We start from the raw sequence: 23,932 nt of genomic DNA on the forward strand, positions 1-23,932 counted from the left end.
AACAATGGCTGACAGTAGTTGGTTGACCAGCTTCCCTGAAATGGAAAGGTCGACTATGCGTACCATACGTAAAACACTAGATGGTGCTTATAAAGATTTCTCGCGAGAATATGGCGACTTCATAGAATCCCTATTCGACCCCCTCCTCTCCTTCTTAATCTGGTTTGAAAAGCTCCTTCTCAGTACTCCTTGGTGGCTAGTATTAATCGTCTGTACGGGCCTAGTGTACGTTGCCAGTCGCTCTGCAAAGCTGGCCGTAGCCTGTGTCGTATCCCTACTTTTGATTGGTTACTTTGGCATGTGGGAAGATACCATGCGCACCCTTAGTATCATTACGGTGTGTACTCTCTTGGCGATCGTGCTCGGTATCCCAATTGGTATTGCGATGGCGCGCTCTAACCGCGTTCAAGCCTTTGTCACCCCGATGCTCGACATAATGCAAACCATGCCTGCGTTTGTCTATTTGATCCCTGTCGTCATGCTTCTGGGCATTGGTAAAATACCCGGTTTAATTGCGGTAGTTATCTATGCTATCCCGCCTGTGATTCGCTTAACGAACCTTGGGATTCGACTTGTCGATAAAGAAGTCATGGAGGCGGCTACCGCCTTTGGTGCGAGCCGCAAGCAACGCCTCTTTGGTGTCCAGTTGCCTCTGGCCATGCCAACCATCATGGCGGGCATCAACCAAACCATCATGATGGCGCTGTCGATGGTGGTCATTGCCTCGATGATTGGCGTAAAAGGCTTAGGACAACCCGTGTTGAAGTCCATCACCAATCAATACTTCACTCTAGGGCTACTCAATGGTTTTGCTATCGTTGCAATGGCCATCTTGATTGACCGCGCTTCTCAGGCCTATGCCAAGCGAACTCAAGAGCATTTAGGAGACCACAAGCATGACTAAGCCGCTAATTGAAATTTCCGGTCTCTACAAAATATTCGGCCCCAAGCCTGAGTCTGTGTTGCCTCTTGTCAAAGAAGGTTTGAGTAAGGATGAGGTGCTCTCACAAACAGGCCACACCGTGGGTCTAAAGGACATCAACCTTGAAATCCACAAAGGCGAAATCTTCGTGATTATGGGACTTTCAGGGTCAGGTAAATCCACCTTGATCCGCCACTTCAACCGCTTAATCGACCCTACCAAGGGTAAGATTGACGTGGAAGGCTCGGATGTCATGCAGATGAACTCGAAAGAGCTGGAAGAGTTTCGTCGCCATAAGATGTCGATGGTATTCCAGCGCTTTGGCTTATTTCCACACCGCAAGGTCATAGACAACGTTGGCTATGGGCTCGAAGTGCAAGGGATGAAGAAAGAGGAGCGCAATAAGCACGCACAAGAGTGGTTAGAGACTGTTGGCTTAAAAGGCTATGAAGAACAATATCCTTCACAGCTGTCTGGCGGTCAGCAGCAGCGTGTTGGCCTAGCTCGTGCACTATGTACGAACGCAGAAATCTTATTGATGGACGAGGCCTTTTCCGCGCTCGACCCTCTGATCCGCAGTGAAATGCAAGACCAGTTGATTGAGCTACAAGAGAAGCTTCATAAGACCATTGTCTTCATCACCCACGACCTTGATGAAGCCCTTCGCTTGGGGGACCGCATTGCTATCTTAAAAGATGGCGATCTGGTCCAAACAGGTACACCTGACGACATTCTGCTTAACCCTGCTGACGATTATGTAGAAGCCTTTGTTAAAGATGTGAATCGCGCTCGTGCCCTGACGGTAGAAACCGTGATGCAAAAACCAGCCCTTCGTATTACTGCTGTGACGATCGAGGATGCGTTGAAGCAGATGAAGATGAAGAAGCAGGACTATGGCTATCATGTCACCGACAATGAGTACCAAGGTCTAATCACCAAAGAAGGCTTAACTGAGGCGGCGGAGGACGATTCTGTGTCTGACAACATTGAACCAGAATTGTATGAAGACGTTCCGACGGTAACACCTGATCTCGCCATCGAAGAGGTGTTGACGGACTCTATGTCGTCTGACTACTCGCTTCCTGTTGTGGATGAAGAGGGTCACCTCAAGGGCGAATTGGAAAGAGAAAAAGTGGCCGATATCTTCGCCGAAAAATCCAAAGCGGATACTGGAAGCTAACTATAACCTGCACCCAAAACACCGTAAAGCCAAGCAACATGCTTGGCTTTGTTCTATCTACTGCGACACTAAAATAAATTTGAAAAGAATGGAGCGTACCGAAACAGACAAGTGTTTGAGCTTAACCCCAAGTTTTCAGTGCAGCCGCACGGTAGTATGGTGACATCAACATATACACTCTAAAAATAAAGGCTGGGCTTAGCATCCAAATCATCGCAACCGCCATATTTTGGTTACTTAAGTATCCCATAGTTACGCCAACAGTGGCAGTTAACATGATAAAAAGTAGCCCCGTACAAATCGACATTGTTTGTGATTTAGATTGTAGACCGCGTAAAAAATAGAATCTAAATAGGCTTTTCATGAGACATCCCCTTCCTCAATTTGTCTTCATGGTTAGATTACCTTTTTTTTAGTTAAAAATAACAAGCAGAGACAAGGACTGGGAGGGCATAAGCAATAATAAAAACCGGTTTCAAAAACCTGTCTATGCGTGAAGCGCGTCACAACGTTAATAGTGTCCGTTCGATATAATTTTTAAAATCAACCCCACTCGATTTATTTGTCATACCAAATGAGGATTGATTAATTTCATCATACAAAAAATATAAATACTGCCAGTAGAGGCCTATTTAATACTGACAGCACCATTATTTATACTTTTCTTATTGCTTAGGGTAGTTTGAAGGGAAGAAAGCACGCTTAGCTTCTTCATCAAAATCTGATTTAAACGCGACGTCTTTACCTGTCGCTCTTGCACGCTCTACCGCTGGTCGAACATTGATGCGATTAAACCAACGCAGCAAGTTCGGATGCGCCTCTAAGCTCCCCTCGCCCAGTACACGCTCAGCTTTGTCAATCCAACCCCATGCAGCAATATCCGCAATCGTATACTCATCACCAACAATGTAGTCACGCCCGTCTAGATGCTTATCGAGCACTTCATAGTGACGCTCTGCTTCTCGAGTGTAACGATTCTTACCATACTCAGAGCCCTCTGGTGCGACAAACCTAAAGTGCACCGACTGACCAGAGAATGGCCCTAGACCACTTGCAATAAACATCAACCAAGAAAGCAACTCACCTCTGTCTTCGGGCTTACCGGCAAACTTACCTGTCTTCTCCGACAGATAGAGCAAAATAGCATTTGAATCAAAGATTCTTGTATCACCATCGACGATAGCGGGTGTCTTTCCATTTGGATTGATCGCGCGATACGCTTCAGTGTGCTGCTCACCTTTCATGGTATCAACAGGAACAAGCTCAAAATCTAGATCTGCTTCTTGCAGAAACAAAGCGACCTTCATTGGGTTCGGGGTTGGGTGAAAGTAAAACTTGAGCATCGGTTATCTCCTTATAATTGAACGGTCACTCAAATAATTATTGTAACGATCGTTCAAAAGTGAATAGATGTCAAATTTCCGTTCAATCTATGAGCGAAGAGACGATTACAAGGTGCAATAGATAGGAAACCAAAGGCATCACCTTTCTGGTTTGCTCATCAGAGCCAGCGCGACTCAATTTAGACCACGCTCGTTCAATACTATGTGATTTCGCATCGCAAACACTATAGACACGATTTATAAAACCTACTTATAAGTTGGTACACGTAATTAATAATCAAACTCCGTAAATTAATTTTATAAATTTTGAGCACGTATTTAGATACCAAGATCCGTAAATTATTTTCTAGATTACATTTATCAAAAATTGTCTATTTTCACCCTACCAATCAGAAGCCAATTAAATATACATGCGTACTCTAATTTACAACTTCAACCCTCTTAAATAAAACAATAATGTTACAACAGCACTCAATTACCACACATATGCCACCAACCTAATAACAACCAGGTGCACCTAAAAACCTGAACCAAAATCACACAAATTAGACTTTTAAGTAACTCCCTCTTCAGTAATGTCTGCATAAAGTCAGCAAAGTGTCATAAATTAGTCAATTTGTGATCACTTTTTGATCCAAAGTAATTCCAAATGTAACCAATGAAAACAATTAAATTCCAGAGGATATATTTATACTTACTAAATATATTTTTTTGTTTAGATTAATGCGCGCAGATATTCACAAATAAAAATGGAAACATAATGAAAATTAAATTGCTTACGGCATTAGTTGGCTCTGCTTTATTAGCAGGTTGTAATTCAAGTTCTAGTGATAAGCCAGAGGTATCTGTTGATACTCCAATTACGTTTACAACTACGTCAAGTATGAGTCTAAATCGTGAAAAGACTTGTGGCATCCCGAACCTTGATGTTTTTCTACATGATGCTAATGGCAATCATGTTGATACTTTGGTGACTGATCACAATGGCTCAATCGTTTTAGGTGATATTCCAACAGGTCATTACTTTACTGCTGTTCCAGCTCGCGCAGTACAAGAACTAGTTTCATACCAAAAAGAACTAGTGCGCATGCCAACAACTATCGAAGTTGACGGTTTCGTTACGGCCGGCGATTCTTGTGTTATCTCTGATATCGAAAATGACTCGTTCTATGTTCGTATTCGTAAGCCAGATAGCGTTAAGTTTGCTATGGATAACCAACACATCCAGTTCGCTGGTGATGACAGTTTCTTTGAAGATGTTTTCGTTTACGAAGTACGTTCAGATATTCCTGGCATTCTACTTGAGCTCAGTTATGACAAAGAAGACCGAAGCACTGGTTGGGGACCTGGTACTGATCTAGATAGCACTCTTAGCTTTGCTAAGTTTGTAACTATTGAAGAACTAAAATCGCTATCTGATAATAACGAAATTCTATCCATCAACGAGTCTGACGTTGATATGCCACGAGACACAGTAATTGCGCTGAATGCATACAGCTCTTCTACTGTGAATGTGGATAACTGGGAATCATTCGTTGGCGTTGACTACTTGATTGATGGTGTCGCATACGACTACTTCTATCAAAATGCCAAGCCTGAAGCTGTTATTGATATCGCAAACTTCCCTACAATCGAAGGTCAATCATTCGTAGCATATTCTCAAAATGTTGAGCACGAAGAGCTAGGCTTTACTCACAGAAGCCGCACAGTAGTTGAAGGTGGCAACACAGCTCTAGCAACAATGGATGCTGACGCATACTTAAAAGTTGGTCACCCAACTCAACCAGAGAACTTCTCATTCGAGTTCAATGGATTCGAACCGGACCTACAGTTTGTTTGGACTTATTGGGAAGAAGGTGTTGATCATGCAATCTACTCAGCAAATGTAGATTCAGTAACTATCCCTAACTTCAATAACCTAGGTAACATCTCAGAGTACCAGTACATTCGTTTCTATGAGTACGATAGCGCTCACTCTAAACTTGCTGGTTACTTATTCCACTTTGAGCCTTCATCAACAGCATCTCAAAGCGATATAGACGCAATCAATGCACTTGAAAATGCAAATAATCGTGAAATTATCGATAATGACTTAACACCTGGAATTCAGAACCCAGTATGTCATGATGATGAAGATGACATCTACCACCCTGACTTCTGTGTAAGCCCAGAGCACCCAATTGAAGTTCAGCCAGAGCATCTACCTGAGTAATACTTAGCGTATTAACTAATAGTAAAAGTCTAATTTAAGCCCCATTTCTGGGGCTTTATTCGTTCTATCCAAGCACTCTCTCAATCTCATTCAAACTAGTAGGATCATCAATCGTAGACGGCACCGTATAGTGCTCCCCATCCGCAATCTGCCTAATCGTTCTACGTAGAATCTTACCTGAACGAGTTTTTGGCAATCTATCCACCACCAGTGCATGCTTGAAGCAGGCGACTGCGCCGATTTCATCGCGTACTTTGCCGACTAACTGCCCTTCCAGTTCATTCAAGTCAACGTCAACGCCATCTTTGAGTACCACAAAGCCCAATGGAAGCTGACCTTTCAGATCATCATGCACACCGACAACGGCACATTCAGCAATTGCAGGGTGTCCACCCACAATCTCCTCCATCTCGCCCGTTGAGAGTCTATGACCAGCAACGTTAATCACATCATCAATGCGCCCCATAATGAACAAGTATCCATCTTCATCTAGGTAGCCACCATCACCAGAGACGTAGTAACCCGGGAACTGACCTAGATAACCCGCTTCAAAGCGATCGTGATTGCGCCACACTGTCGGTAAACAACTTGGTGGTAACGGGCGCTTGAGGGCGACAAAGCCTTGTTGATTTGGCGCTTGGGCTTCACCCGCCTCATTCAGGATTTCCACTTGATAGCCCGGTATTGGTTTGGTTGATGAGCCCGCTTTCACTGGCATCAACTCTATCCCCGTTGGATTGCCTGCAATCGCCCAACCTGTTTCTGTTTGCCACCAATGGTCAATCACAGGTTTGTTCGACTTGGTTTGTACCCATTCTAACGTGGGCGGATCGAGGCGCTCACCTGCCATGAAAATGGTTTTGAGTTTGGAAAGATCGTACTGATGAAGATATTCTCCCTCAGGGTCTTCTTTCTTGATCGCTCTAAAAGCGGTGGGCGCAGAAAATAATACATCGACATCATACTGCTCACATACTCGCCAGAACGCACCCGGGTTTGGCGTTCTCACTGGCTTGCCCTCAAACAATATTGTTGTACAACCATGAATGAGCGGGCCATAGACAATATAAGAGTGGCCCACGACCCAACCGACATCAGACGCTGCCCAATACACGCCATCTTGAGGAACATTATAGATGGCACTCATTGAGTACTTCATCGCGACTGCATGACCGCCATTGTCGCGAACCACACCTTTCGGCTTGCCTGTAGTGCCAGATGTATAAAGGATATACAGCGGATCGGTGGCTTTTACTGGCACACACGGATGAGCCTTGGCTTGGTTGACCGCTGATAGCCAATCCTTATCGCGCTCCTGTCCTAACTCCGCTTCACACTCAGGGCGCTGCAACACAAACACCGTATCCGGCTTCCAGCGACTATCCATGATCGCTTTATCCACTAGCGGTTTATAGGGAAGCACCTTGTTAATCTCGATACCACATGAAGTCGTCATCACAACTTTAGGCTCGGCATCTTCGATTCTCACCGCGAGCTCATTGGGGGCAAACCCGCCAAACACCACCGAGTGAATCGCTCCTAGGCGCGCACACGCTAACATCGCCATCGCCGCTTCCGGTATCATCGGCATGTAGATGACCACCCTATCCCCTTTCTCAACACCTTCGCTTGCGAGCATTCCAGCAATTTTTGCTACCTGATCTCGTAGGTTATTGTAGCTGTATTGCTTCTGAACCCCCGTCACAGGCGAGTCATAAATCATCGCGGTGTGCTCACCCCTGCCTTGCTCACAGTGATAATCCAGTGCAAGCCAAGCAGTATTTAACTCCCCATCAGGAAACCAGCGTTCAATGCCATTCTCATCCGTTTGTAAGGCGGTGTTTGGCGCCTTAAACCAATCGATATTTTGTGCTTGATTGAGCCAGAACTCTTCTGGTTTCGATTGTGCCCAATTGTATTCTTGTTCATAAGCCGACATAACATTCCCTCCAGTGATTCTATCCAATGATGTCACTGCTGTTCTTATTCAAAGATGTTGGAGGGAACGTGCACAAAGCCCTCCATGATGATACGAGCACTGCGGCTCATACTCACTTGTTCTACTTGCCAACCGCTTGGCACCTGTGTCACTTTAGCTCCAACCTTGAGTTTGCCTGATGGATGACCAAAGGTGACATAGTCACGCCCATAACCACCTGCGGCGAGATTCACCAAAGTACCTGGCACACTCGCCGCCGATGCGATCGCCACCGCTGCCGTCCCCATCATGGCGTGGTGGAGTTTGCCCATCGACAAGGCTCGTACATTCAAATCAATATCCGACGCACTGACCAACTCTCCACTTGAACTCTGATAAGGTTTCGCTTTACTGACAAACGCCACTTTGGGTGAATGCTGCGAGGTTTTGATATCCTCTATCTCCGATATCAAACCCATCTTCAACGCGCCATATGCGCGAATCGTTTCAAACATCGCTAACGCTTGTGTATCGTTATTGATGGCTTCTTGAAGCTCCGTTCCTGAGTAGCCTACCGAGTCAGCATCGATGAAAATGGTGGGTATACCTGCAGTAATTAGCGTAGCGTTAAGCGTTCCAACGCCAGGGACTTTCAAATCATCGATTAGGCTTCCGGTAGGGAACAGAGCTTCGTCATCCGCAATCGGCTTTACAAAATCGACCTTGATTTCAGCAGCCGGAAAAGTCACCCCATCGAGCATAAAATCACCCAGCTCTTGAACTTCCCCATCCACAATTGGAACATCAATCAAAATGCTCTTTTGTATATTTACCTGCCAAACCCGAACAGACACGACGCCTTCATTCGGGATGCGGTCCTTATCAATGAGTCCTGCATGAATGGCAAACGGCCCAACAGCTGCCGATAGATTCCCGCAATTGCCTCCCCAGTCAACAAAGGCCTTATCAATCGACACCTGACCGAAAAGATAGTCGACATCGTGGTCAGGCTTATCACTCTTAGACACAATCACCGTCTTGCTAGTGCTCGACGTCGCGCCCCCCATTCCGTCAATCTGTTTGCCATACGCATCAGGACTGCCAATCACGCGCAGTAAAAAATCATCTCTCACCTTGCCCGGCACTTGCGCAGCTTGGGGTAAATCCTCTAGGTTAAGAAAGACACCCTTACTGGTTCCACCACGCATATAAGTCGCCGCAACACGACACTGTTTTCCATTGGTCATGGTTTGCTCCTTAGGCCAAAAAGTCTTGTGCGAAACGCTGCAGTACACCGCCAGCCTGATACACCTTCACTTCGTCTTGAGTATCAAGGCGACACTTCACCGCTACATCCAGTTTTTCGCCATTGGCGCGGGTGACAATCAGCGCTAAATGTGCGCCCGGCGTGATATCTCCCACCACGTCATAAAGCTCAGTCCCATCAAGCTCTAATGTGTTCCGGTTCATACCATCGACAAACTCAAGCGGCAACACGCCCATACCCACCAAGTTGGTTCGGTGAATACGCTCAAAGCCTTCGGCAACAATCGCCTCAACGCCAGCGAGACGCACCCCTTTGGCGGCCCAGTCACGAGAAGAGCCTTGCCCATAATCTGCCCCGGCCACAATAATCAACGGCTGCTTGCGATTCATGTAGGTCTCTATCGCTTCCCACATCCGAACAACCAGCCCTTCTGGCTCAATGCGAGCAAGAGAGCCTTGCACGACTTCACCATTGTCTTTGACCATTTCATTAAACAGTTTCGGGTTGGCGAACGTGGCACGTTGCGCCGTTAAATGATCGCCTCGGTGAGTCGCGTAAGAGTTAAAATCCTCCTCCTCGAGACCCATCTTGGCCAGATATTCCCCGGCAGCACTGCTTGCCAAAATGGCATTGGAAGGAGAAAGGTGGTCAGTAGTGATGTTGTCTCCAAGCACTGCCAGCGGACGCATACCACTCAGGGTTCTTGTCGCAGCTAATGCTCCTTCCCAATACGGCGGTCTTCTGATGTAGGTACTCATCGCTCGCCAATCATAGAGGGGGCTTTCACTTTGCTGCGCATCATCAAGCTTGAACATTTGAATGTAGACTTGCTTAAACTGCTCTGGCTTAACAAACTCACCTACAACCGCGTCAATTTCAGCATCCGATGGCCACAAATCATTGAGATAGATAGGTTTGCCCTGAGCATCATGACCCAACGCATCACGCTCAATATCAAATCGAATCGAGCCCGCAAGTGCGTAGGCCACCACTAACGGCGGTGACGCAAGAAACGCTTGTTTCGCATAAGGGTGGATTCGTCCATCAAAGTTACGATTCCCTGAAAGCACAGCCGTTGTATAGAGATCGCGTTCTATGATCTCTTGTTGGATATTTGGATCTAAGGCACCACTCATGCCATTACAGGTGGTACACGCATAAGCCACAATACCAAAACCGAGCTTCTCCATCTCTTCAAGCAGTCCTGCTTGTTCAAGATACAACTTGGCGACTTTCGAGCCTGGTGCGAACGAAGATTTCACCCAAGGTTTACGTACTAAGCCTAGCTCATTGGCTTTTTTCGCCAGCAGCCCCGCCGCAACCACGTTTCTTGGGTTACTGGTATTGGTACAAGAAGTGATGGCCGCAATGATCACCGCGCCATCCGGCAGTTTATCCTCAGATTCCTCGTAATGGCCTGCCAAACCTTGACTAGATAGCTCTGAGGTTGGCAAACGTCGATGAGGGTTGGAAGGCCCCGCCATATTGCGGGTGACTTGTGACAAATCGAACTCAAGCACACGCTCATATTCCGCGTCTGTTAAGTCATCTGCCCACAAGCCGACCTGTTTCGCGTAGTTCTCGACGAGTTGAACCTGCTGTTCGTCTCGGCCGGTCAGTTTCAGATACAGCAAGGTTTGCTCATCGATATAGAACATCCCTGCGGTTGCTCCATATTCCGGCGTCATATTTGAAATGGTGGCGCGATCACCAATGGTTAGCGATTCCGTGCCCTCACCAAAGAATTCAAGGTAGCAGGACACCACTTTTTGGTTGCGCAAGAACTCTGTCAAAGCCAGCACAATATCGGTGGCCGTGATCCCTTCTTGTCTTTTCCCGGTTAGCTTAACACCGACAATATCAGGCAGTCGCATCATCGACGGGCGTCCAAGCATTACTGTTTCCGCCTCTAAGCCCCCCACACCAATCGCAAGCACACCCAGCGCATCAACATGCGGTGTGTGGCTATCTGTGCCCACACAGGTATCTGGATAAGCGATGCCCTGTTTTGACTGCACTACTGGCGACATCTTCTCAAGGTTAATCTGATGCATGATGCCATTGCCCGCCGGCACCACACTGACATTCTCAAAGGCGGTTTTGCACCACTCAATAAAGTGAAAGCGATCTTCATTGCGGCGCTCTTCAACCGCGCGGTTTTTCTCAAACGCCTCAGGATCAAAGCCGGCGTGCTCAACGGCTAATGAATGGTCAACGATCAGCTGCGTCTCAACGACTGGGTTCACTTGCGATGGGTCACCACCTTGCTCGGCGATTGCATCACGAAGACCTGCGAGATCCACCAGCGCGGTTTGACCCAGAATGTCGTGACACACCACTCGGGCTGGGTACCACGGAAAGTCTCGGTCACGCTTTCTTTCTATTAACTGCAATAGACTCGCATCCAGTTCGCTTGGCTCGCAGCGACGCACTAATTGCTCAGCCAGAACACGTGATGTGTATGGCAGTGTTTTATAACTGTTGGGTTTTAAGCTCTCTAATGCCTCTCGCACGTCATAATAATCAAGCTCGGTGCCGGGCAGTGCTTTTCGATATTTTGAATTATTCGAAATCATCATCTTGGGCTTCCTTTCATTGCGACTTATCTTTAACGGTTCTCAATAGGAACCCAGTCTTGATGCTCTGGCCCGGTATAATCAGCACTTGGTCGAATGATTCGGTTATTGTCACGCTGCTCGAAAACATGCGCAGCCCAACCAGTCAAACGGCTCATCACGAAAATAGGAGTAAACAGCTTGGTGGGAATATCCATAAAGTGATAGGCTGACGCATGGAAAAAGTCAGCGTTACAGAACAAGTCTTTTTCACGCTTCATCACCGACTCAACACGTTCCGAAACCGCATAGAGATGAGTATCACCAACGGCTGTTGAAAGCTCTTTCGACCAAGCTTTAATCAGCGCATTTCGCGGATCACTCTCACGATAAATCGCGTGACCAAAGCCCATGATTTTGTCTTTGTTTGCCAGCATCTGCATGATCTTGGCTTCGGCTTCATCAGGCGTGTGCCAATCTTGGATCATTGCCATTGCCGCTTCATTGGCACCACCGTGGAGTGGCCCTCGCAAGGTACCAATCGCCGCCGTCACACAAGAGTGCAGATCAGACAACGTTGAAGCACAGACCCTTGCTGCAAAGGTAGACGCGTTAAATTCATGCTCAGCATAGAGAATCAAAGAGCAATGCATCACTTTCTTGTGTAGTTCAGTTGGCGCTTTGTCCGTTAGCATTTTTAAGAAGTAGCCGCCAATACAATCTTCAGAGGTGTCTTGGGTATCGACTCTGACCCCATCATGACTATAGCGATACCAGTAACAGATGATCGCCGGAAAAAGGGCCAGCATACGCTCGGTTGCCGACAGCTGTTGAGAAAAGTCCTCTTCTTGCTCTAGATTACCCAGCACGGAACAGCCTGTACGCATCACATCCATTGGGTGTGCTTCTGCCGGAATAAGCTCTAACGCCTCTTTAAGCGCCTTAGGTAGGCCGCGCTGGCCAATAAGGTGTGTTTTGTACTCATCCAGTTCTGCACGATTAGGCAAATGTCCTCTGAGCAGCAAGTAAGCGACCTCCTCAAATTGAGCATGATTGGCCAGATCGGTAATATCGTAACCACGATAAGTGAGACCTGTCCCGGATTTACCAACAGTACATAGTGCAGTGCTTCCAGCGCTTTGACCACGTAGGCCTGCGCCACCAATTTCCGAATGTGGCATGTTGAACTCCTTTTGACCCTGACCGGACTCTCTGACGGAATCTCTATCTCAGGTTTTTCACGTTATTGGATTAAGTTGAATGTGTTTTCTTGGGCTTTATCGTTCTCGGTGACTCGTTACTTGTCTTGATTGAACAGTGCATCAAGCTTGTCTTCGTATGCGTGATAGTTAAGGTGCTGATACAACTCTTTCCGGGTTTGCATCGACGCCAGCAGCGCCTCTTGATTGCCTTCAGAAAGAAGGTGTTGATAGACCATTTCCGCCGCTTTGTTCATAGCTCTGAACGCGCTAAGCGGATACAGCACCATATCGACCCCTGATTGCGCTAACTCTTCACAGCCATACAAAGGGGTTTGTCCAAACTCGGTGATATTGGCGAGAATGGGCACGTCTTTACCCGTTGCTTGCTTGAGTGCAGATGAAAATTGCTGATATTGGGTAAGCTCGGTCATCGCCTCAGGAAAGATCATGTCAGCGCCAGCTTCCACACATGCAATAGCTCTCTCCACTGCACTTTCAAAACCTTCCACCGCCAATGCATCGGTGCGCGCCATAATCACAAAATCTTCGTCAGTACGCGCATCAACGGCCGCTTTTACGCGATCCACCATCTCCGACTGCGACACAATGGCTTTATTCGGGCGATGCCCACAACGCTTTTGCGCGACCTGATCTTCCATGTGAACCGCACCCGCGCCCGCTTTTTCCATTGCTTTAATGGTGCGGGAAATATTGAACGCGCCACCAAAACCGGTATCAATATCCACCAATAACGGTAAGTCACACGCGTTGCTCACACGCTCAACATCTACCAGTACATCGTTTAACGTGGTAATACCCAAATCCGGCAAGCCGTAAGAAGCATTGGCGATCCCCCCTCCTGACAGATAGATGGCTTGATGACCGACATTTTTCGCCATCATGGCGCAGTACGGATTCACCGTACCCACAATTTGCAGCGGATTATTTTGTTTAACTGCGAGCCTAAATTTTGCTCCTTGCGAAAGTCCCATAGCTAGTTTCCTTGTAACATTTGTTGTTCTACTAGTTTTCGACTGCCTGAGATATGACGTCTCATCAGCATTTCAGCCAACTCTTCATCGCGGTTTTTGATCGCCTGAAGAATGAATTTGTGTTCAGCGAGCGCCTCGGTTGGCCGAGAGTGTGCACGTGGAGATTGATAGCGATACATACGCAACAGATGGTAAAGCTCATCGCACAACACAGAGATTAGTTTGGTGTTGCGCGTGGCTTGAATGATTCGATAATGGAAGTCGAAATCGCCTTGTTGGTGAAAGTAGGAAGCCCCTTCCACCTCATCAATATGATGGGAATGTGTCGACAATAACAGCTCTAAGCCATGAAGCTCTTCTGCGGTGATAAAACGCGCAGCCAACCTTGCGGCCATTCCCTCAAGTGCTTCACGTACCGTGTAGAGATCAAGAAGCTTCTCTGGCGAGAGGGTAATGACTCGAGCGCCAACATTGGCGGTACGCTCTATCAACCCCAGCCCTTCTAATCGCATAATCGCTTCACGCAGCGGACCACGACTGACTTGATAATGCTTGGCTAGCTCTGGCTCTGAGATCTTACTGCCCGACGGGATCTCGCCACTCACAATAGACTCAATCAAAAGCTCAGTGAGGCTCTCGGACTTGGTGTGCTCCTTGTCCGTCCCTAAAGAGGCCTTAAATCCCTCACTGTGGGTATTCAAAATGTTCATTGCTAAATCCTAATGTGTCAACAATGTTAAATTCTGAATAAAAAATAGACTACTTAATTGTCGACAATCAAGTGAATTGTCGACAATTAAGACTAAGGTATAAGTTGAAGTGTATCTGAAAATGGGGAATTACGACTAAAGCGGATAGAAAATTCCGACTTTATAGAGTCACTGCCATTTGTTGGCTTGTTACTCATGAAATAGAGATACGGCTTGATTCTCTCTAATCAAGCTTGTAGGAACAGAGTGTCACCACTCTGGAAATTGAGCCCTGGGTGATTTTCAAATCTTACCACCCCCACAGCCACATCGCCTCCAACTGCTTTGTTAACCCGTGCAACACCCTCAATACCGAAACCACCACAGAGTTCGATGGCTTTGACGCCCTTATTGACCAACTCTTGCGCCATGCACTCTGCCTCGGCGTAATTTTTTACCCCTACAGTGATAAGCTCAACGGCTGGTGTGTCTATCGTGCTCTGGTGAATTTTGCTGTCCGCTTCGGGGGCAAGAAATATGAATGCCGCTTTAAGTTTCATGTTAGCTCCTTTAAATGAAATTCGTGGAAAAGTAGTGTTAGGATGTGTCAAGCCTCTATCCTATGCTTATATTTGCATTTGAGATCTGAGTGTGTAAAACAACAATAAGTACTCTTTTACACACCACTACGAATCCACAAACAATTCATGAGCGAGAATTCTCGCCGCCAAACCGCTCGCCCACCATCGCATCGTCACTGGTACCGTACTTTTCAAGCCACATTAACATCAACAAGATTGCTAAATTGCAATCCAAATAAACAGCCACCCGGCTGAGTTGGAGCCCACATATTCGCGGTTGATAGTGCTAGTTTGGAAGGCTAATTGAATTAGCGGTATTGGCTCTCTGCGCAGAAATAACACGCCTCCCTGGCCATAGGTCGTAAAGTGATCGCCCGTTCTGGAAACGGCACACACTGTTCCGTCTCGCGCTACAACACTTCTCCACATATTGAGCTCAAACATTATGGTGTTAGCAGAGAGGTTAAAGTTAACTTTTGCTATCCGAGGTGGGACTGAGGTTAAGAAGTGGCTTCTCCCATTCTGGCACGCCATCATAGTAATTTGCTGTGAAATCAATGAAAGAGCGCACTTTATTAGGAAGAAAGGTACGATTGGTGTAAACGAGATATAACCCTAAATCAGTGAGTTTTTCTTGAGGCAAGATTTCGACAAGTCGCCCTTCTCGCAAGCAGTCACTCGCGATAAAAGTTGGCTGAAGAACAATCCCCCCACCCTGCGCAGCGGCTTCAACAAGATAGTCGCCATTATTTGCCTTGATTGGTAGCTGGATGTTTAATTCACTGACATTGATACCTAGAAACTGCTTCAGCTGATCTTGCTCAGCAAACGAGTAGTTGAGAAACACATGATTTCGCAGATCATCCACCGTTTTGGGTGTGCCAAATCGCTTAAGATAGTCTGGCGATGCCATCATTGCTAAGCGCATATCAGCGACCTTTTTGGCAATCAACAGATCGCTTTTCAACGCGCCTATTCTTAGCGCAACGTCCACGCCTGCCTCAACCAAGTCAATTTTATCATCGGTCAACGTGAGATTAATGTCCACATCCGGATATTGGCGGCGAAAGTCTGCCAACAGTGCAGGTAAATGCCGATGGCCAAATGACATCGGTGCGTTGAGAGTGAGCTCACCAGAGACATTTTGATGCCAATCAGCCAATGCGCTTTCAGCCTCGTCGATGTCTGTAAGTATCTGAATACAGCGCTTAGAATAGAGCTTGCCTGCTTCTGTCAATGTCACCTTACGCGTTGTGCGATGAAACAAGCGACTACGCAGCTTTTGTTCGAGCACCGCCACATACTTGCTCACCAGTTGAGGCGAGAGCTCAAGTTTATTTGCAGCCTTTGAGAATGACCCTTCTTGTGCGACACAAAGAAAGGTTTTCATCATTTCTAGCTTGTCCATAACCACCCCATTAACAACACAACATTGTTAATTATTCAACATACACTCAATTTATCAACATCTATTTTGCTATTACTCTAGTCAGTATCAGTTATGAACATGAAGAAAAGGAACTCAAACCATGAACAATAAACTACTTAACCTACTTTTTGGCTCACAAGACAACATCGCGCCACTGCTCCTTCGAATCCCACTTGGCATCATCTTGATGGCGCATGGCGCTCAAAAGCTGTTTGGCTGGTTTGGGGGATATGGCCTCGAAGCGACAGGCAACTGGATGGCGAGCATTGGCTTTGCACCCGGTTTTTTGATGGCACTTCTTGCCGGTAGCGCTGAATTCTTCGGTGGCCTCGCACTGCTTATCGGTATTTTCACGCGACCTGCTGCGATTGTTTGTGCGTTTACTATGGCAATGGCCATGACAGTACACATTGGTAATGGCTTGTTCGTTAGTAATCAAGGCTACGAGTTTGCACTCATCCTACTTGCTGCAAGCGCTTACCTAGGCGTTATTGGTGGTGGTAGCGTGTCTGCAGACCAAGTTATTCGTCAAAAATTAGCCATGTAAAATTCACTGACCACAACAAGTTTATAGGAGGCGCCGACATGAGTCACTCTATCTATCCCGCACTTTTTATCTCTCACGGCTCCCCTATGCTTGTTGTCGAGCAGACAAAAACCACGCGTTTCTTCGAAAGCCTGGGTGAGGCACTTCCAATACCCAGAGCCATTGTCATTTTCTCTGCACACATGGACAGTCGTCATGAGGTGATTGTCACCGCCGCTGAACACCCTCACACGGTGCACGATTTCTATGGCTTTCCAGAACCTCTTTATCAGCTCAACTACCCTGCACCGGGCGAGCCAAACCTGGCTCAAACCATAGCGAGTAAGCTCTCAGAAGCGGGTTTCCCAGTCTTTCTTGACCCGAAAAGGGGTTGGGATCATGGGGTTTGGATGCCGCTGATGTTGGTTTATCCAAACGCCAATATTCCAATTGTTCAGGTATCGATTGACGCCAATGCCGGCACTGAATATAACCACCGTTTGGGCAAAGCTCTTCGTTCTTTACGCGAAGAAGAAGTATTGATGATTGGCTCGGGCGGAATAAGCCACAACTTACAGGCCTACTTTAGCCCAGATTCGCTTCCAGAGAATGAAGGGAAAGTACAGGCGTTTACCGAATGGGTGCATCGCCATTTAGAGGAAGGCGATCGTGACTCGCTTCTTGACTATCAATCGCTCGCGCCCGAAGCAGACTTTAACCACCCAACACAGGAGCACTTTTTACCACTCCTGACCATTTTAGGTACGAGCGATGGAAAAGAGATTCGACGCATTCATAGCGACTTAGATAACCGAGTGTTGGCGCTAGATGCTTATCAGTTCTCCTAGACTCTCTTACAGACGGTATACAGAGCTTAAGTTGGTGTGATCCCCTCGTCTATCTTACCAATGGAATACAGCACCAACTCCTTGGCATTGGTTCCCTCACCGAGTGAATGAATGTCTTCTCCACTGGCTTTTAGCTGTTCAATGATCTCTAATGCTTCATCTTGTGGCACTTGGATGGTGATTGGCATCTCGGATGCTGAAACGCCGTAACGAGTTGCAATCAGTAGATCTCTAACTTTTTGAATCTGCGTCTGTGCCATAAACGTACCCTCAACTGTTTTGATTATGATAGTCGTTATATGTAGAGCAGTCAGAGTCAGCTTAACAACTTTGGCATTTAATCAATACCTAGGTATCAATATTGAAAATACTGAAAAAGTCCTCTTAAGCTAGGCTTCCAACACATTCTTGCCGCAACTCATACAGATAGGGTCGAGATCAGGTGGCATCACAATAATAAAGCCGCAATGAGGACAAAGGTCGCCTTGATTGAGCACTGACAAACGGTGAATTTTCATATAGCCTCCATAATTACCGTATTTGGTACTATATAAAAACAAATATAAGCCAATATTACAAGCGCAACATTGGCTATCTCACTCATTGTCTGTTTGACTTTAGGCGACTGAGGATTGCTCAACCAACTTAAGGGCTTGGGGCTCACGAGTAGTATCGACGACCGCGTATCGCTCAGAGCCATCAAAGTTGACCTTTTGCACTTCCAGCGAGCCTTTAAAACCCAATCTCGACAAACGAGCGCAGAGCTCATTCGGAGCTTGCTCAAAAACACAGTCGAAGAAAGGAAAGTGGTCGCTCGATACAACACCCTGTCGATTACAAAGCTCCATAGCCTCTTCTAAAAAGTCACTGTCAGTAAACTCGATGACTTCTAAGATTTGCTCTAACAACATTGTTGATTCATTCCATATCAAAAGTTTCTGTGCGGAATTTTACCCTATTCTTTGTTTCAATAGAATAAAAGTACCGATTGAATCGCGCTTGTTATCGTTTCTAAACATTAACTTAGAGTGTGAAATAGCCTCTCAGTGCAATAATCGCAAGGTAGACAGACAAGAGTATAGTGTCGAAACCAGCTTAATGCATACTCGCGACTATCGAGCGGAATGCTTCTTTTAACCACTGGGTTTTAGGATTATAGGCGTTGCGTTTATGCCATATCATAGTGAAAGGAATTTCTAACTTTTCCAACTCCTCTTTGGCCAAAGGTATCGGTAGGCACACCAAGTCCAAATTAAGGCTCTCCACATATTGCTGGCAATAACCCGGCGCAGTGGTGAACATGTCATGATTTGGCTGAGCAGCCATAAATAATGATTGCTCAAAGCTCGACATCGTTAAGCCAACCTGCCTTTCTCGCCCCATATCATGGAGCACTTCATCCAGCGCCCAAGTCTCGTTCTTTTCCCAAACAATGCCGATATGGCGATAAGCCAAGAAGTTATCTAACGTCCACTCCTGCTCTAGAATCGGGTGGCCGTTACGCACGAACACTTTGGGCAGGTCTGAAAACAGGATCTCATGGTCAATAAAATAAGGCAGTAAATCTAGCGACTCTTTCGAGCGTGGATGGGTTTCACGCCCAGTAAATCCAATATCAATCGCGCCATTGACGATGCCTTCAATCGAATCGTAGTCCCAATGGCTAGTTCTGATTTTCGCCTCTGGATAGTCCTGGTGGATCTTCACCATCAGATCATCTAAAAACGTCAATAAAAGCGGTGACTCCAGTGCGAGATGAAACTCCACACCACGCGCAGCCTGAGTCTGTGCTTTTTCAACGATTTGATTACCAATTTGTGTCCAATCAGCCAAATCTAGCGCCAAACTGTCTACCAGCGGTGTCGAGGCTAATCCTTGTGGCGTTTTGATAAACAGCGGGTCACCAAACGCATTACGAAGTTTCGCCAACGCTTTACTGACGGTTGAAGGCGTCACGCTAAGCCGCTTAGCCACCTTAGTGACGCTCTTTTCCTGAATGAGTAGCTGCAACGTCAGCAGCAAGTTCAAATCAAGTCTCGCTAGTGATGGGTTCATAATCGTTTGAGTTATTGGCTTGTGGTAAGCATAGTATTAAAACCAAACTCACAAGACTAGTCACAATAAGAATCGTCACCAACATAGTCATTGGGCTGACACCCAACATCCCCATTACCCAGATATAGAGTGCCGACACACATACTTGGCTCACGCCCAATATTGAGCTCGCCATCCCTGCACGTTTCGCGAACGGCGCTAGGGCGCCACTCATCGCCACACCAAAACCCAATGAGAACGCTGCACACACTAAACCAAAGCCAAACAAGTACCCGTTTACATTATGAGCAAACCACTCTGAAGCTATCAAAGTCACACCAGCAATCACAAACAGACATTTGGCCGCAATAAGTAGTGTTTTAGGCTTGAACACGTTAAGTAGAAACGGAGCACTAAACGAGGTCACCATACTCACGATCGCGGTTCCCGCCATCACGCTAGAATAACCACCGCGCTCAAAGCCCAATTGGCTCATGATCAACATCGGCGAGACGTTAACGTAAGTTAAAATCACCGTCACCGCCATTGACGTCATCACCAAGTAACTAAGAAAGTGACGCTGCATGAATGACTCACTGACGCTATCTTCCTGCGTTACTTCAGTTGTAGGTTGTAACGCGGGCTTGGTTTCTCGCAGAAGTAAAACGGCCAATAAAGCGACCGCGACACCCATCCCTGCCATTGCCGTAAACAAGGTCGTCCAAGGGTAATGAATCATTATGAGATGCCCCACGACGGGTGCAATGACGGGCACCACACACGTCACACCGTTCACCATCGACAGCACTTTTGTACGGCGCTGCTCATCCAATACATCCCGAATAATCGCAAACGCAGTGACATAACAGGCACCCGCACCTATCCCTTGCAAAAAACGCGCACCCACAAACACGTTCAGGCTCTGCGCTTCTCCACCAAGATAAGACGCAAAGATAAACACCACCGCGCCAAAAATAGCAACTGGCTTACGGCCTATCGAATCCGCAAATCTACCAGCAAACAACATTGTGCTTGCCATCCCTGCAAGATAAGCCGAGAACGCCATATGCAAACTCGCCTCATCCACCTGTAAATCGGCGGCAATTTGAGGGAGACCGACTAAATAGAGGTCAATCGCTGTTGGGTATAAAAGAATGAAAGAGAAGCTGCAAAGAAGAAAACGAAACATAATTACCTCACTAATTTGTGAGGATCATACTGCTCGATAGTTAAGTTGACGATTGACGCTGGCGACAAGCGTGTTTTCCAGTTTGGACATAAGGGTTTAGAGTCTATATTAGCTGCTGACGCAGGCAAGGAGAGATATTGCCTGTTGATAGGCCTGGGGCTCATATATGTTATATCGAAATTACAGCGCAATCCAGTACCTAGCCAACAAGTTTGGAAATACCTTCCCCATGACCACACTGTCTAGTTGCCCCCCATTAGCTTCAATAACGCGTCGAGACGCGATATTGTCCTCATCTGCGGTGAGCATGACACGATTAAGTCCAAGTTCCTGCGCCTTAACCAATGCAAGCTCAAGCATTCGTTTTCCATTCCCTCTGCGGCGTGATGATGGAGCTATGTCGTAACCGATATGACCCGCTTCTAAGCTAAGGAACTCATTATCAATATTGTGCCTAACACGGATTGCACCAACGATTTGCTTGGAAGCATCAACAAGCCAGAAATGACTGCAGGGAACATAACCTTCGCGTAAATTTAGACCTAGTGACTCATCCTTAAGTCTCTCAATATATTTAGAAAAGTCAGTCATACCGTCTGAGTAATACTCTGCATTTTCTACATCGTTGTTGGCAAAATCTTCATAAAAACACGCAAACGCCGCCTCGAACTCATCTGACGGTACAACTAGTTCCATGTTTATTTCTCCTTTGAGGTATAACGCCTTGTTAAGTAGTAGCTAACTGCCGCGGAACCCCAATAAAGCCACCGTCGTAATCACCAAACTGAACCAAACCAAAAGCGCAGACTATTAGCTGTCTGCTTGTACAAATTGTTAGGTGATTGCTCGCTTGACGGCACTGACCTGTTCTTCATATATTGCTTTGGACTCACGTTTGCTTGATCCTGTTACCGATACCCACTGAACACCAGTTTCATCTATATGTTGAAACTCAACCTGAAGCTCATATTTGTTTACCGTAAAAGCAGTACCAACCACACCTAGAACAAACGCTATCGGCGCCATTATCATCCCAAAACCTTCTGGGCAAATAACCCACACAATGCTAGAGACAATTGCACCTGTCAAAAATAATTTTAGAGCATGGTCAATTATTGAATTTGATTTAACCCTTGCATTTCTTATTTTCGACAAGGGATACTCATCACGTTTGTATCGAAAAGTGCTGTTGCCGACTTCAAAATCGCTCATGGATAATGTCCTTTCTGTAGTCACCTAACGCCTTGTTAAGGTGTGAGGCACGCAATACCGATGCTTCCGCATAACACCTTAACCACCAAAACCAACGCATAGTAAAAATGCCACGCGTGCCGAATCACTCTTGAACAATTTGTTAGCATACTTTTTCAATGTTCATAGACCTTTAAGTGATTCTCTTAGTTTATCCATAGTTTGAATTCCAAGTTCACTACTAACCCAACCGTACTGGTCTCCATGAAACCTAGGGAAAATATGCAAATGGTAGTGATCGAGCTCGTTGAAATGAGGTGCCTCTCCATTGTTTTGCATAAAGCCGATACCATCGGGATTGAACTTAGCTTCTATACGTTTATATAAATCTCTTGCAACGTCGGTGATCTCAAAAAACACAGACTCAGGCAGGTCAATGAATGTACGATATTGAGTCTTAGGACAAATTAAAATATGCCCAAAGTTGATTGGATCATGATCTGCAAAAGCTATAACTTGGTCAGATTCGTACACGATGACCGAGTCAATTTCACGATTAACAATTTGTTCGACTATCGTAGCCATCTGAACTCCTATCAAAGTATGCTAACGAATGATATGGACTCCCTCTCCCTGTAGTCCGCATGCCATACTAAGCATGTACACGCTGAAAAGCTGGAGGTTACTATGTCCACCATTCAAACTATTGGCGTTGACCTCGCCAAGAATGTATTCAGTATTCACGGCGTTGATGCATATGGCAAGTGCGTCTTACGCAAAACAGTCAAAAGAAACAAAATGTTAGACACATTTGCTAATCTTCCACCCTGTGTCATCGGTATGGAAGCTTGCTCTGGTGCTCATTACTGGGCGAGAGAACTAACCAAACTTGGTCACTCCCCAAAGATTATGGCAGCGAAGTTTGTCATTCCTTACAGACAAAATGAGAAAAACGACGCAAATGATGCCGAAGCAATTTGTGAAGCCGTATCAAGACCAAAAACACGCTTTGTCTCTATCAAAGACGAGGAGCAACAAGCTGTGCTTTGCCTCCACCGCATTAGACATAGCTTAATAAAAAATCGTACTGCCACCATTAACCAACTCCGAGGGTTACTGTCAGAGTTTGGTGTAATTGTTCCTAAAGGCCGTTACTCACTTCAAAAAGCCGTGCCGGACATACTCGAAGACGCAAACAACGGCATTCCGTTCCTAGCAAGGGAATTACTCAACGATCTAATCGCTAACATCAAGAAACTCAACGAAGAAATCCTTCGCTATGACAGGAAGATCTATCAACTAAGCAAAGAGATGAAGCAAGCATCAAAGCTACTAGCAGTTCCAGGTGTCGGAGAACATACTGCTACAGCTATCATCGCAACAGTTAATGATGGAAAGCAATTTGCTTCAAGTCGCCAGTTCGCTGCATGGATTGGCCTAGTTCCCAAACAGTACTCAACCGGGGGACAGACAAACCTCGGTCATATAACAAAACGAGGCGAAAAACACATTCGTACTCTGCTTGTACATGGAGCTAGGGCGGTAATCGCACAATGCAAAACTAAAACTGATAGTACAAGTCTTTGGTTACAACGACTTGTCGAAAGGCGAGGATACAAGAGAGCTGCCGTAGCCCTAGCAGCAAAGAACGCAAGGATCATTTGGGCACTGTTAACGACAGAAAATGAATACAAGGCTAACTATGTAAATCAATAGCCCTCACCGAGTCAACACAATAGCAATTGATGACAATACGGTCAGACCGAGATGCTAAAACCTGACTATAAAGCTAGTAATCAAATACTGCCTAACGAATGAGGCCAGCATCAAGCGAATATCATCAGGGTGACGGAG

24 protein-coding genes are annotated in these 23,932 nt (G+C 46.2%); 6 read left to right on the forward strand and 18 right to left on the reverse strand.

Going from position 1 to position 23,932, the window contains the following annotated elements; translation table 11 throughout:
* The first annotated feature begins 4 nt into the window (after positions 1-4).
* Complete coding sequence (locus GT360_RS08180) at positions 5-904, forward strand: ABC transporter permease (protein WP_164648391.1); 900 nt, start codon at positions 5-7, stop codon at positions 902-904.
* Positions 897-2,102: a quaternary amine ABC transporter ATP-binding protein gene (locus GT360_RS08185; protein ID WP_164648392.1), complete on the forward strand. Its 1,206-nt coding sequence runs from the start codon at positions 897-899 to the stop codon at positions 2,100-2,102. The genes GT360_RS08180 and GT360_RS08185 overlap by 8 nt, the downstream gene beginning before the upstream one ends.
* Positions 2,103-2,223: 121 nt before the next feature.
* Here the strand turns inward: GT360_RS08185 and GT360_RS08190 are convergent, their stop codons facing one another.
* Together GT360_RS08190 and GT360_RS08195 are read right to left on the reverse strand one after the other, a co-directional pair.
* On the reverse strand, positions 2,224-2,466 hold the full coding sequence (locus tag GT360_RS08190) for a hypothetical protein (protein ID WP_164648393.1): 243 nt from the start codon (positions 2,464-2,466) through the stop codon (positions 2,224-2,226).
* A 301-nt stretch (positions 2,467-2,767) separates the two neighbouring features.
* A complete protein-coding gene (locus GT360_RS08195; protein ID WP_164648394.1) occupies positions 2,768-3,445 on the reverse strand; it encodes a glutathione S-transferase family protein in 678 nt (225 codons plus the stop codon).
* A 760-nt stretch (positions 3,446-4,205) separates the two neighbouring features.
* Between GT360_RS08195 and GT360_RS08200 the strand changes: the two genes are divergently transcribed.
* Positions 4,206-5,657, forward strand: a complete 1,452-nt coding sequence (locus tag GT360_RS08200; RefSeq protein WP_164648395.1) for a hypothetical protein — start codon at positions 4,206-4,208, stop codon at positions 5,655-5,657.
* A 64-nt stretch (positions 5,658-5,721) separates the two neighbouring features.
* On the opposite strand, the gene GT360_RS08205 is transcribed toward GT360_RS08200, so the two are convergent.
* The 8 genes from GT360_RS08205 to GT360_RS08240 all read right to left on the reverse strand — a co-directional run bounded on the left by GT360_RS08205 (position 5,722) and on the right by GT360_RS08240 (position 16,269).
* Positions 5,722-7,596 (reverse strand): propionyl-CoA synthetase, encoded by a 1,875-nt coding sequence (locus tag GT360_RS08205; protein ID WP_164648396.1) that lies wholly within the window; start codon positions 7,594-7,596, stop codon positions 5,722-5,724.
* Between the two features lie 44 nt (positions 7,597-7,640).
* A complete protein-coding gene (gene prpF, locus GT360_RS08210) occupies positions 7,641-8,822 on the reverse strand; it encodes a 2-methylaconitate cis-trans isomerase PrpF (RefSeq protein ID WP_164648397.1) in 1,182 nt (393 codons plus the stop codon).
* A 10-nt stretch (positions 8,823-8,832) separates the two neighbouring features.
* Positions 8,833-11,421, reverse strand: a complete 2,589-nt coding sequence (gene acnD / locus GT360_RS08215) for a Fe/S-dependent 2-methylisocitrate dehydratase AcnD (protein WP_164648398.1) — start codon at positions 11,419-11,421, stop codon at positions 8,833-8,835.
* A gap of 29 nt (positions 11,422-11,450) precedes the next feature.
* Positions 11,451-12,578, reverse strand: coding sequence for a bifunctional 2-methylcitrate synthase/citrate synthase (prpC, locus tag GT360_RS08220; RefSeq protein WP_164648399.1), 1,128 nt, complete (start codon positions 12,576-12,578; stop codon positions 11,451-11,453).
* 116 nt (positions 12,579-12,694) lie between these two features.
* Positions 12,695-13,591: a methylisocitrate lyase gene (gene prpB / locus GT360_RS08225; protein WP_164648400.1), complete on the reverse strand. Its 897-nt coding sequence runs from the start codon at positions 13,589-13,591 to the stop codon at positions 12,695-12,697.
* A gap of 2 nt (positions 13,592-13,593) precedes the next feature.
* Positions 13,594-14,301: a GntR family transcriptional regulator gene (locus GT360_RS08230; protein WP_164648401.1), complete on the reverse strand. Its 708-nt coding sequence runs from the start codon at positions 14,299-14,301 to the stop codon at positions 13,594-13,596.
* A gap of 227 nt (positions 14,302-14,528) precedes the next feature.
* On the reverse strand, positions 14,529-14,840 hold the full coding sequence (locus tag GT360_RS08235) for a DUF6506 family protein (RefSeq protein ID WP_164648402.1): 312 nt from the start codon (positions 14,838-14,840) through the stop codon (positions 14,529-14,531).
* 490 nt (positions 14,841-15,330) lie between these two features.
* On the reverse strand, positions 15,331-16,269 hold the full coding sequence (locus tag GT360_RS08240) for a LysR family transcriptional regulator (RefSeq protein ID WP_164648403.1): 939 nt from the start codon (positions 16,267-16,269) through the stop codon (positions 15,331-15,333).
* 121 nt (positions 16,270-16,390) lie between these two features.
* On the opposite strand from GT360_RS08240, the gene GT360_RS08245 reads away from it, so the two are divergent.
* Positions 16,391-16,837 carry a DoxX family protein gene (locus GT360_RS08245; RefSeq protein ID WP_164648404.1) on the forward strand — a complete coding sequence of 149 codons (447 nt, stop codon included), beginning with the start codon at positions 16,391-16,393 and terminating at the stop codon, positions 16,835-16,837.
* Positions 16,838-16,875: 38 nt separating this feature from the next.
* Positions 16,876-17,664: a DODA-type extradiol aromatic ring-opening family dioxygenase gene (locus tag GT360_RS08250; RefSeq protein ID WP_164648405.1), complete on the forward strand. Its 789-nt coding sequence runs from the start codon at positions 16,876-16,878 to the stop codon at positions 17,662-17,664.
* Between the two features lie 26 nt (positions 17,665-17,690).
* On the opposite strand, the gene GT360_RS08255 is transcribed toward GT360_RS08250, so the two are convergent.
* The 8 genes from GT360_RS08255 to GT360_RS08290 all read right to left on the reverse strand — a co-directional run bounded on the left by GT360_RS08255 (position 17,691) and on the right by GT360_RS08290 (position 22,663).
* Positions 17,691-17,924 carry a hypothetical protein gene (locus GT360_RS08255; protein WP_164648406.1) on the reverse strand — a complete coding sequence of 78 codons (234 nt, stop codon included), beginning with the start codon at positions 17,922-17,924 and terminating at the stop codon, positions 17,691-17,693.
* A 129-nt stretch (positions 17,925-18,053) separates the two neighbouring features.
* On the reverse strand, positions 18,054-18,182 hold the full coding sequence (locus tag GT360_RS21990; RefSeq protein WP_275426975.1) for a hypothetical protein: 129 nt from the start codon (positions 18,180-18,182) through the stop codon (positions 18,054-18,056).
* A 99-nt stretch (positions 18,183-18,281) separates the two neighbouring features.
* The gene (locus GT360_RS08260; protein ID WP_164648407.1) at positions 18,282-18,575 is read right to left on the reverse strand and encodes a hypothetical protein; all 294 of its coding nucleotides are present in this window, start codon (positions 18,573-18,575) and stop codon (positions 18,282-18,284) included.
* 184 nt (positions 18,576-18,759) lie between these two features.
* Complete coding sequence (yidZ, locus tag GT360_RS08265; RefSeq protein WP_164648408.1) at positions 18,760-19,719, reverse strand: HTH-type transcriptional regulator YidZ; 960 nt, start codon at positions 19,717-19,719, stop codon at positions 18,760-18,762.
* Positions 19,694-20,887 (reverse strand): MFS transporter, encoded by a 1,194-nt coding sequence (locus tag GT360_RS08270; protein ID WP_164648409.1) that lies wholly within the window; start codon positions 20,885-20,887, stop codon positions 19,694-19,696. The genes yidZ and GT360_RS08270 overlap by 26 nt, the downstream gene beginning before the upstream one ends.
* 180 nt (positions 20,888-21,067) lie before the next feature.
* Positions 21,068-21,583 carry a GNAT family N-acetyltransferase gene (locus GT360_RS08275; RefSeq protein WP_164648410.1) on the reverse strand — a complete coding sequence of 172 codons (516 nt, stop codon included), beginning with the start codon at positions 21,581-21,583 and terminating at the stop codon, positions 21,068-21,070.
* 138 nt (positions 21,584-21,721) lie between these two features.
* Positions 21,722-22,099 (reverse strand): hypothetical protein, encoded by a 378-nt coding sequence (locus GT360_RS08280; protein ID WP_164648411.1) that lies wholly within the window; start codon positions 22,097-22,099, stop codon positions 21,722-21,724.
* A 162-nt stretch (positions 22,100-22,261) separates the two neighbouring features.
* Positions 22,262-22,663 carry an HIT family protein gene (locus GT360_RS08290; RefSeq protein ID WP_164648412.1) on the reverse strand — a complete coding sequence of 134 codons (402 nt, stop codon included), beginning with the start codon at positions 22,661-22,663 and terminating at the stop codon, positions 22,262-22,264.
* A 102-nt stretch (positions 22,664-22,765) separates the two neighbouring features.
* On the opposite strand from GT360_RS08290, the gene GT360_RS08295 reads away from it, so the two are divergent.
* Positions 22,766-23,794, forward strand: coding sequence for an IS110 family RNA-guided transposase (locus GT360_RS08295; protein ID WP_164648413.1), 1,029 nt, complete (start codon positions 22,766-22,768; stop codon positions 23,792-23,794).
* Positions 23,795-23,932 lie beyond the last annotated feature (138 nt).

It is taken from the genome of Vibrio astriarenae, assembly GCF_010587385.1.
Classification (GTDB): Bacteria; Pseudomonadota; Gammaproteobacteria; order Enterobacterales; family Vibrionaceae; genus Vibrio; species Vibrio astriarenae.